The 8,862-nt window shown below is 67.6% G+C and carries 10 protein-coding genes and 1 tRNA gene; 9 read left to right on the plus strand and 2 right to left on the minus strand.

Annotated elements, in window-relative coordinates; all coding sequences use genetic code 11:
* Positions 1 to 85: 85 nt before the first annotated feature.
* Positions 86 to 1,009 carry a YicC/YloC family endoribonuclease gene (locus VL15_RS27040; protein WP_048249692.1) on the minus strand — a complete coding sequence of 308 codons (924 nt, stop codon included), beginning with the start codon at positions 1,007 to 1,009 and terminating at the stop codon, positions 86 to 88.
* Positions 1,010 to 1,182: 173 nt separating this feature from the next.
* Here VL15_RS27040 and rph point away from each other — a divergent pair, with 173 nt between their 5' ends.
* The 9 genes from rph (at position 1,183) to VL15_RS27085 (ending at position 7,664) form a co-directional block, all read left to right on the plus strand.
* The gene (gene rph, locus VL15_RS27045) at positions 1,183 to 1,923 is read left to right on the plus strand and encodes a ribonuclease PH (protein ID WP_048249693.1); all 741 of its coding nucleotides are present in this window, start codon (positions 1,183 to 1,185) and stop codon (positions 1,921 to 1,923) included.
* Positions 1,916 to 2,542 (plus strand): RdgB/HAM1 family non-canonical purine NTP pyrophosphatase, encoded by a 627-nt coding sequence (gene rdgB, locus VL15_RS27050; RefSeq protein ID WP_048249695.1) that lies wholly within the window; start codon positions 1,916 to 1,918, stop codon positions 2,540 to 2,542. Before rph ends, rdgB begins: the two co-directional genes overlap by 8 nt.
* 34 nt (positions 2,543 to 2,576) lie before the next feature.
* A complete protein-coding gene (hemW, locus tag VL15_RS27055) occupies positions 2,577 to 3,791 on the plus strand; it encodes a radical SAM family heme chaperone HemW (RefSeq protein WP_048249697.1) in 1,215 nt (404 codons plus the stop codon).
* Positions 3,792 to 3,883: 92 nt separating this feature from the next.
* Positions 3,884 to 3,971: transfer RNA gene (locus tag VL15_RS27060), tRNA-Ser, on the plus strand.
* A 140-nt stretch (positions 3,972 to 4,111) separates the two neighbouring features.
* A complete protein-coding gene (locus VL15_RS27065) occupies positions 4,112 to 4,504 on the plus strand; it encodes a hypothetical protein (RefSeq protein WP_048249699.1) in 393 nt (130 codons plus the stop codon).
* A gap of 181 nt (positions 4,505 to 4,685) precedes the next feature.
* Positions 4,686 to 4,979 carry a hypothetical protein gene (locus VL15_RS27070; protein ID WP_048249701.1) on the plus strand — a complete coding sequence of 98 codons (294 nt, stop codon included), beginning with the start codon at positions 4,686 to 4,688 and terminating at the stop codon, positions 4,977 to 4,979.
* Between the two features lie 305 nt (positions 4,980 to 5,284).
* Complete coding sequence (locus VL15_RS27075) at positions 5,285 to 5,776, plus strand: TonB family protein (RefSeq protein WP_080970953.1); 492 nt, start codon at positions 5,285 to 5,287, stop codon at positions 5,774 to 5,776.
* A gap of 293 nt (positions 5,777 to 6,069) precedes the next feature.
* Positions 6,070 to 7,380: an MFS transporter gene (locus VL15_RS27080; RefSeq protein WP_048249705.1), complete on the plus strand. Its 1,311-nt coding sequence runs from the start codon at positions 6,070 to 6,072 to the stop codon at positions 7,378 to 7,380.
* A 104-nt stretch (positions 7,381 to 7,484) separates the two neighbouring features.
* Positions 7,485 to 7,664, plus strand: coding sequence for a hypothetical protein (locus VL15_RS27085; protein WP_048249708.1), 180 nt, complete (start codon positions 7,485 to 7,487; stop codon positions 7,662 to 7,664).
* An 18-nt stretch (positions 7,665 to 7,682) separates the two neighbouring features.
* On the opposite strand, the gene waaC is transcribed toward VL15_RS27085, so the two are convergent.
* Positions 7,683 to 8,681, minus strand: coding sequence for a lipopolysaccharide heptosyltransferase I (gene waaC, locus VL15_RS27090; protein WP_048249710.1), 999 nt, complete (start codon positions 8,679 to 8,681; stop codon positions 7,683 to 7,685).
* Positions 8,682 to 8,862 lie beyond the last annotated feature (181 nt).

Below are 8,862 nucleotides of genomic sequence, written 5' to 3' on the forward strand. Positions count from 1 at the left end.
AGCCTCCGCCGGGCCGCCCCAAGGAGGCTGACCGCCCCCTCGGGGGGCAGCGAACAACGTGAGCGTGGGGGTCGTTTCATCTCGTTTACTCCAGGTTTTGCACTTGCTCTCGCATCTGCTCGATCAACAGCTTGAGCGCCATCGATGCGTCGGCCAGTTCCTTCGCCGCCGCCTTCGAGCCGAGCGTGTTCGCTTCGCGATTCAATTCCTGCATCATGAAGTCGAGACGCTTGCCGACGCGGCCGCCCTTCTCGATCACATGGCGCGTTTCGTTCAGGTGCGCGGTGAGGCGCGACAGCTCTTCCGCGATGTCGATCCGGATCCCGTACATCGTCACTTCCTGACGAATGCGCTCCGCGGCTTCCTCGCGCGTCACGATCGGCGCGCTGCCTTCGGGCGCCGCTATGCCGAGCGCTTCCTGCAGCCGCTCGACGATCTTCTGCTGATGCTTCGCGATCAGCTCCGGCACGAGCGGCGTGATGCGCGCGACGATCGCTTCCATCTCGGCGACATTCGTCAACAGCATCGTCGCCAGTTGCGCGCCTTCGCGCGAACGCACGACGACGAGCTCGCCGATCGCTTCCTTGCCGCATGCGAGCACCGCGTCGCGGATCGCGTCAGCCGACACGCCGCTTTCGGCCAGCACGCCGGGCCAGCGCAGGATCTCGCCCGCGCGCAGGCGGCCGACGCCCGGGAACGAGTCGAGCACCGCGCGCTCGAGATCGGCGAGCTGACCGAGCGCCGACTGGTTCAGCGCGCCCGCGCCGATGCTCTGTTCGCCGCGCTGCAGGTTGATGCGCACGTCGACCTTGCCGCGCGACAGCTTGTTCATCAGCATTTCGCGCAGCGCGGGTTCGCACGCGCGCACGTCGTCCGGCATCCGGAAATTCAGGTCGAGGAAGCGCGAGTTCACGGTGCGCAGTTCGACCGACACGCTGGTGCCGCCATTGCCGGTGGCCGTCACGAGTTCGCGCGTCGCGCTCGCGTAGCCCGTCATGCTGTAGATCATGGTTCGTCTCGCCGTCTGGGTGCCCTCGCGGGCGGGGATATGTCGAGGCGCCCGGCGCATCGGAAAGCGCGGGGCGGGAAGCGCGCATTATCCCATTTTTGCGGAGCTCTCCGCCGGGCAAGGGCGCCGTTCGGCGCTAAAATCGCGGTTTCCCCTCCTTCCGCGATCCCCACATGACGTCTTCCCTTTCCCGCCCCAGCGGCCGCCGCGCCGATGAACTGCGCAAGGTCGCCCTGACGCGCCACTACACGAAACACGCCGAAGGCTCGGTGCTGGTCGAATTCGGCGATACCAAGGTGCTGTGTACCGCGAGCGTCGCCGAGCGCGTGCCCGACTTCCTGCGCGACCGCGGGCAAGGCTGGCTGACCGCCGAATACGGGATGCTGCCGCGCGCGACGCACACGCGCAGCGACCGTGAAGCCGCACGCGGCAAGCAGACGGGTCGCACGCAGGAAATTCAGCGCCTGATCGGCCGCGCGCTGCGCGCGGTGTTCGATCTTGAAGCGCTCGGCCCGCGCACGATCCATATCGACTGCGACGTGATCCAGGCCGACGGCGGCACGCGCACGGCAAGCATCACCGGTGCCTTCGTCGCCGCGCACGACGCCGTGTCGAAGCTGATTGCGGCCGGCAAGCTCACCCGCTCGCCGATCACCGACCACGTCGCCGCGATCTCGGTCGGCGTGTACGAAGGCGCGCCGGTGCTGGATCTCGACTACGCGGAAGATTCGCGCTGCGATACCGACATGAACGTCGTGATGACGGGCGCAGGCGGTTTCGTCGAAGTCCAGGGCACGGCCGAAGGCGTGCCGTTCTCGCGCGCCGAGATGAACGCGCTGCTCGACCTCGCGCAGGGCGGGATCGGCGAGCTCGTGCAGCTGCAGAAGGACGTCCTGGGCGCCAGTCATGCCTGACGACCGCACCCTCGCGCCGCTGTCGCGCATCGTTCTCGCGTCGAACAACCCGGGCAAGCTGCGCGAATTCACCGCGCTGTTCTCGACGGTCGGCATCGAGATCGTCCCGCAGGGCGACCTGGCGGTGCCCGAGGCGGAAGAGCCGTTCGGCACGTTCATCGAGAACGCGCTGACGAAAGCGCGGCATGCGTCGCGGCTCACCGGGCTGCCGGCGATCGCCGACGATTCGGGCCTGTGCGTGCGCGTGCTGCGCGGCGCGCCGGGCGTCTATTCGGCACGCTACGCACAGCGCGCGGGCCGCGACAAGGGCGACGCGGCGAACAACGCGTATCTCGTCGAGCAGCTGCGCGGCGTCGACGACCGGCGCGCATACTATTGCTGCGTGCTCGCGCTCGTGCGCCATGCGGACGATCCCGAGCCGCTGTTCGCCGAAGGGCGCTGGGCCGGCGAGATCGTCGACGCGCCGCGCGGCGAGCACGGATTCGGCTACGACCCGTATTTCTACCTGCCAACGCTCGGTGCGACGGCGGCCGAACTCGAGCCGGCGGTGAAGAACACGCACAGCCATCGCGCGCTCGCGCTGAAGGCGCTGCTTGCACGGCTCGCGGAGGAAACATGATCGCGCCCGATATCCATTCGCTGCAGGAGGTGGCATGAGCCAGGCCGCGGAAACCGGCGCGCGCGTCGTCGCGACCTTCACGTCGCCCGGACAGGTGCGGCTCACGTCGCTGCCGCCGCTCGCGCTGTACGTGCATTTTCCGTGGTGCGTGCGCAAGTGCCCGTACTGCGATTTCAACTCGCACGAGTGGAAAGGCGAACGGTTTCCGGAGACCGAGTATCTCGACGCGCTGCGCGCCGATCTCGAGCAGGCGCTGCCGCTCGTGTGGGGACGGCAGGTGCACACCGTGTTCATCGGCGGCGGCACGCCCAGCCTGCTGTCGGCGGCCGGCCTCGATCGGATGCTGTCCGACGTGCGCGCGTTGCTGCCGCTCGACGCCGATGCCGAGATCACGCTCGAGGCGAATCCGGGCACGTTCGAGGCCGCGAAGTTCGCGCAGTTCCGCGCGAGCGGCGTGAATCGCCTGTCGGTCGGCATCCAGAGCTTCAACGAAGCGCACCTGAAGGCGCTCGGCCGGATCCACGACACCGCGCAGGCGCGTGCGGCGGTCGAGATCGCCGCGACGACGTTCGACAACTTCAACCTCGACCTGATGTTCGCGCTGCCGAACCAGACGCTCGACGAATGCCGCACCGACATCGAGACCGCGCTGTCGTTCGCGCCGCCGCATCTGTCGCTGTATCACCTGACGCTCGAGCCGAACACGCTGTTCGCGAAGTTTCCGCCCGTCGTCCCCGACGACGACGCGTCGGCCGACATGCAGGAATGGATCCACGCACGCACGGCCGAGGCCGGCTACGGGCGCTACGAAGTGTCCGCTTATGCGAAGCCGAATCATCAGTGCAAGCACAACCTGAACTACTGGCGCTTCGGCGACTACCTCGGGATCGGTGCGGGTGCCCACACGAAGCTGTCGTTCCCGAACCGGATCCTGCGGCAGGCACGCTACAAGCATCCGGCGACCTTCATCGAGCAGGCGATGGCCGGCACGGCCGTGCAGGAAGAGCGTGAAGTCGGCGCGCGCGACCTGCCGTTCGAGTTCATGCTGAACACGCTGCGGCTCGCCGAGGGTTTCCCCGTGCACAGCTTCGTCGAACGCACGGGCCTGCCGATGAGCACGATCGAGCCGGCATTGAAGGAAGCGGAACAGCGCGGGCTGATCTCGCGCGATTTCGCGCAGATCGCGCCGACGCCGCTCGGCCAGCGTTTCCTCAACGACCTGCAGGAATTGTTCCTGCGCGACGATTGAAGCGACAAGTGCAAAGCATGGGACCGGAGTAAGCACTGAAGTGCCAACTCCGGTCGACACCGCGGCATTTCGGTTACAATGCCGCCTCGCGTGGAAGCGTGGCCGAGCGGTTTAAGGCACTGGTCTTGAAAACCAGCGACGGGAAACTGTCCGTGAGTTCGAATCTCACCGCTTCCGCCAGGAAATTCGCCCAACCCCGTCCATTCGCCGAATGACGGGGTTTTTGTTTGTCCGCACGCCCCTCTCCCCACGTTCCGACGCGTCACGCCGGATGCCGTTACAATCCCGCGCTCCGAATCGCGAAACGGGAAATCCACGTCATGAAGCCCTTCATCGTCTCGTCGCTCGTCGCCATGCTGGCCGCCGTCAGCACACATGCCGCGGCCGACACCGCCTCCGGCAGCGACGCGCCGGCGTCGTGCGCGATCGCGTACGTCACTGGCGTCGGCGGCTCGCCGCGCGGCCTGAGCGAATACCTCGCGAGCCCGTCGCCCTACAACTACCTGAAGGACAACGACCTCCAGTGCAAGGTGTCGGACGACGGACGCACGTCGAACTGCACCGGCGTGACCTACCTGCGCAACGAACAGGTCAGCGTGTACGACGACTCCGATCCGGCAACGCTGACCGTCGTGGCGCGCGTGGAGCTCGACCACGGCCAGAAGTACCCCGTAATCATCGTCGTGCAGCGCAAGGACGCGCGCTGCAAATAATGCAATGACGTTGCCGCGCGCGTGAACCCGTCGGTCGGGACGACACGTGCGTTCGCACTGCAGCGGAAGCCTCCCTGGCCGCCCCACCATCACCTAGAATTCGTTCAACACGGCGACACGACCGCCGCCGCGCACTCGACGCCGCACGCGCCACCCCTGCGCGCGGCCCACGGAGATCGCCATGACCGAACTGTCGACACCGACGGACCACGTCGATTACGAAGGCTTCGAGATCCATGTCGTGCCGGCCACCGCGCCCGGCAGCGACACGCGCTACACCTACACGGGCTACGTGTGCCATCCGGGCGCGAATCCCGCGCTGCCGGGCCACGCGGTGCCGTTCCACGCGGACGGCGAGGAAAGCTTCGCGAGCGTCGACGAAGCGGTGCACGAAGCCGTGCACATCGGCAAGAGCATCATCGACGGCACGCACCCCGACCTGTCGGTGCTGTCGCTCGTCACGCACGGCTTCTGAACCGGGCAACCTGCATCGCAGGTGATGGCGCATGCGTCGGTCGCCGTGTTGAATGCGGCGACCGCCACGCTCGGCCGAACGATCGTCGCGACCCTGCGCATAACGCGCGTGCCGCGCCTTTCAACTTTGCAACATGCTCGCCCGTCGAGCGCGCTGTCACATGTCACGTCACAGCGCGATGCGCGGCGCCCGGCCACCATCATCTGCGATTGCAACGCCCGGCATCGCGCGTTATGCGTTTCTCCCGATATCGCGTCGCGTCCATGCGCCTATCATTTTTTTATAGTCACTTCTGGCTATCTCCCATGCGCCCCGTTCTCCGTCCGCGCGTCGACCGGCTGCGTGTTGCTGCGCTGGCCGTCGCCGCCATGCTTGCCGCGTGCACGATCACGCCACCGCCGTCACTGCACTCGGTCCTGACGATTCCGTCGATCACGCGCAGTGCGAGCCTCGACCAGTACCGTGTCGAGGTTGCGAAATGCGTTGCCGAACGCAATCCGTCCGGCCTGCTGCACGGCACACCGCAGGCGATGCTCCGTTCGCTCGTCGTCGTCGCATTCACCGTCGATCGCAGCGGCCGCCTCGTCCACGCGTCCGTCTATCGCAGCAACGGCGACAGCGAGGCGGAAGCGCTCGCGCTCGCGTCGCTGCGTCGTTCGGCGCCGCTGCCGCCGCCGCCGTCGCGACTGCTCGACGGCAACGGCCAGATCGAAATGATGGAGGGCTGGCTCTTCAACGACGACGGCCATTTCCAGTTGCAAAGCACCGCATCCGCGCAGGCGCAATCGCTCGACTGACCTGCCGCCGCCCCGCGATTGCCGGTGGGTGGCGGCGCTGGCTATAATTTTCCGCAATCGCGCGACCATCACGCCGCGCGTGCGTTCGCGCGCCCCACCCGGCATGCGAGCCGACCACGCCGGCACCGGGCGGCGGCGACGTACCCGTCTCCATCGTCGACCGGCGGGTGACGTCCGCGCCACGGCGCGCGTCCACGCCGCCACCGCATCATCCGCTCGGCTGCCCCCGGCAGGCATCCGCCTGCCCGACCGCACGCTCAGCCGACCGCCCCAACGACAAAACGGAGACATCCATGTCCGCATCCCCCCCGACCGTTGCACACGCAACCGGTTCGGCCGGCGCCGTCAGCCACCGGCGCATCGTGTTCGCGAGCTTCATCGGCACCGCGATCGAGTTCTACGATTTCTACGTGTACGCAACGGCCGCCGCGCTCGTCATCGGCCCCGTCTTCTTCCCGCACGGCTCCGCGACCGCACAGGCGTTGTCCGCGTTCGTCACGTTCGGCATCGCGTTCATTGCACGCCCGATCGGCTCGTTCCTGTTCGGACACTTCGGCGACCGCATCGGCCGCAAATCGACGCTCGTCGCGTCGCTGCTCGTGATGGGCGTTTCCACCACCGCGATCGGTTTCGTGCCCGGCTACGACGCGATCGGCGCGCTCGCGCCGGTGCTGCTGTGCGTGCTGCGCTTCGGCCAGGGCATCGGCCTCGGCGGCGAATGGGGCGGCGCGGCGCTGCTCGCGACCGAACACGCGCCGCAAGGCAAGCGCGGCTGGTTCGGGATGTTCCCGCAGTTGGGGCCCTCGGTCGGCTTCCTGATGTCGAACGGCCTGTTCTTCGCGCTCGCGCTGTCGCTGTCCGACGAGCAGTTCCGCAGCTGGGGCTGGCGCATCCCGTTCCTGGTCAGCGCGGTGCTCGTCGCGCTCGGCCTGTACGTGCGGCTCAAGATCACCGAAACGCCCGCGTTCCAGGCCGCACTCGACCGCAACGAACGCGTGCGCGTGCCGGTCGCGACGCTCGTCACGCAACACTGGCGGCCGACGCTGCTCGGCGCGCTCGCGATGGTCGTCTGCTACACGCTGTTCTATATCTCGACGGTGTTCTCGCTGTCGTACGGCGTGTCGGCGCTGCATATTCCGCGCCAGAGCTTCCTCGGCCTGCTGTGTTTCGCGGTCGTGTTCATGGGGCTCGCGACGCCGCTTTCCGCATGGGCGTCGGACCGCTTCGGCCGCAAGCCGGTGCTCGTCGTCGGCGCGATCGCCGCACTGCTGTCGGGTTTCGCGATGGAGCCGCTGCTCGGCAGCGGCTCCATGCCGCTCGTCGCGCTGTTCCTGACGATCGAGCTGTTCCTGATGGGCGTGACGTTTGCGCCGATGGGTGCGCTGCTGCCGGAACTGTTCCCGACCAACGTCCGCTACACCGGCGCCGGCGTCGCGTACAACCTCGGCGGGATCCTCGGCGCGTCGATCGCGCCGTATATCGCGCAACTGCTGGCTGCGCGCGGCGGGCTGTCATGGGTTGGCGGCTATGTATCGATCGCGGCGGCGATCAGCCTGGTCGGCGTGCTGCTGATGCGCGAAACGCGCGACACGACGCTCGTCTGAGACTCCGGGGCGACCCGGGTTGTGCGGCGGACGGCGCTGCCTATACTCGATCCTGGGCGCGCCGTTGCGCGCGCCCGGGATCCCTCCCCTCAGGAGCCGCCGCCATGAATATCCACCTCAGCAATGCCGACCTCGTCCTGACCCTCGCGCTCGCGCTGGGTGGCGCGCTGCTGCTCGCGCTGCGCTTCCGGCCCAAGACGTGGCGTGGCCTCGTGTTCGAGGCGCTGCTGGCGAATCTGGCGGCCATCGCCGCCGTCGTCACGGTCGAGGCGCTGCTCGCCTGAACCGCCGCGCTCCGCTCGTCAGGCGGACAGCCGCGCGCGCGGCGCGCCGTAGACGGGGCTGACCGCGGCGATCGCATCCAGTGTCTGCTCGACGGACGGCATCGCGCCCGGCTCGCCGATCGACAGTGCATTCGGTGCGCCGCCGATGCCGCAATGGTGACGCGACGTCGCGACGAAAATCATCACGGTCGGCCGCTGCAGCGCGTGCGCCATGTGCACGAACCCCGTATCGACCCCCACCACGAGCGCGGCCCGACCGAGCGCCGCGCCGAGTTCGCGCACCGTCATCGCAGGCAGCACGACCGCCCCCGGCGCGCGCGCGGCGATATCCTTCGCGTCGTCATGCTCGGCGGCCGATCCCCACGGCAACAGCACACGCACGCCGCGCGCCATCATCTGCTTGGCAAGCGCGGCCCAGCGATCGGCCGGCCATTTCTTGTCGGGATTGGATGTTGCGTGGAACAGCAGCATGAACGGCGTGCCGTCGGTCACGGCAGCCGGGAGACTCTCGACCTGCGGCGGGATGACGCCGTATGTGGCGATGCCTTCGGGCACGTAGCCGAGCGCCTCGCCGGCACTCACACGCATTCCGTGCCACGCGTCGCAGTCCGGCCGCGGGCCGAAGCGATGCGAATACGCGAAGCGCGCGCCCGCTTCGCCAAGATCCTGCGTCTGGTAGCCGACGCGGCGCGCGGCGCGCGCCAGCGCGGAAATGATTGCGCTCTTGTAGACGCCGTGCAGGTCGATGACCGCGTCGTAGCGGTGCGCACGCAACGCGCCGATCGACGCCGAGATCGCCTTCAGGTCGCCGGTATTGCGGAGTTTCTTGAACCGGCGCAGCGGTGCGCAAAGGACGGCGCTTACGCCCGGATGCCAGCGCACGACCTCGGCGCACGATTCGTCCACGGCCCAGTCGACCGATACGCCGGGAAAGGCGCGATGCAGGTCCGCGACGACTGGCAGCGTCTGGACGACGTCGCCGAGCGACGTCACTTTCACGATGAGGATACGTTTCACGTTTGCGGGGAAGAGCCTGCCATTTGAGGATGCTAACGACGGATGACCGCCGCGCGCATTATCCGTAAATTACATTTGTAACAAAATGCTACAAGCTTTCAAAGCATTGACGCCCGTAGCGTGATCCCGGTTCTTTTTATAATCGATTCTTTGCCTGATGGCCCGCGCCGATGCCACGCCC

It is taken from the genome of Burkholderia cepacia, from assembly GCF_001039005.1.
GTDB lineage: Bacteria > Pseudomonadota > Gammaproteobacteria > Burkholderiales > Burkholderiaceae > Burkholderia > Burkholderia theae.

Excerpts from the sequence above, each read along its gene's own strand:
- VL15_RS27065 (WP_048249699.1), top strand. The coding sequence starts at position 4,112 with ATGAAGCCCTTCATCGTCTCGTCGCTCGTCGCCATGCTGGCCGCCGTC.
- VL15_RS27085 (WP_048249708.1), top strand. The coding sequence starts at position 7,485 with ATGAATATCCACCTCAGCAATGCCGACCTCGTCCTGACCCTCGCGCTC.
- VL15_RS27040 (WP_048249692.1), bottom strand. The coding sequence starts at position 1,009 with ATGATCTACAGCATGACGGGCTACGCGAGCGCGACGCGCGAACTCGTG.
- hemW (WP_048249697.1), top strand. The coding sequence starts at position 2,577 with ATGAGCCAGGCCGCGGAAACCGGCGCGCGCGTCGTCGCGACCTTCACG.
- VL15_RS27075 (WP_080970953.1), top strand. The coding sequence starts at position 5,285 with ATGCGCCCCGTTCTCCGTCCGCGCGTCGACCGGCTGCGTGTTGCTGCG.
- rph (WP_048249693.1), top strand. The coding sequence starts at position 1,183 with ATGACGTCTTCCCTTTCCCGCCCCAGCGGCCGCCGCGCCGATGAACTG.
- VL15_RS27080 (WP_048249705.1), top strand. The coding sequence starts at position 6,070 with ATGTCCGCATCCCCCCCGACCGTTGCACACGCAACCGGTTCGGCCGGC.
- rdgB (WP_048249695.1), top strand. The coding sequence starts at position 1,916 with ATGCCTGACGACCGCACCCTCGCGCCGCTGTCGCGCATCGTTCTCGCG.
- VL15_RS27070 (WP_048249701.1), top strand. The coding sequence starts at position 4,686 with ATGACCGAACTGTCGACACCGACGGACCACGTCGATTACGAAGGCTTC.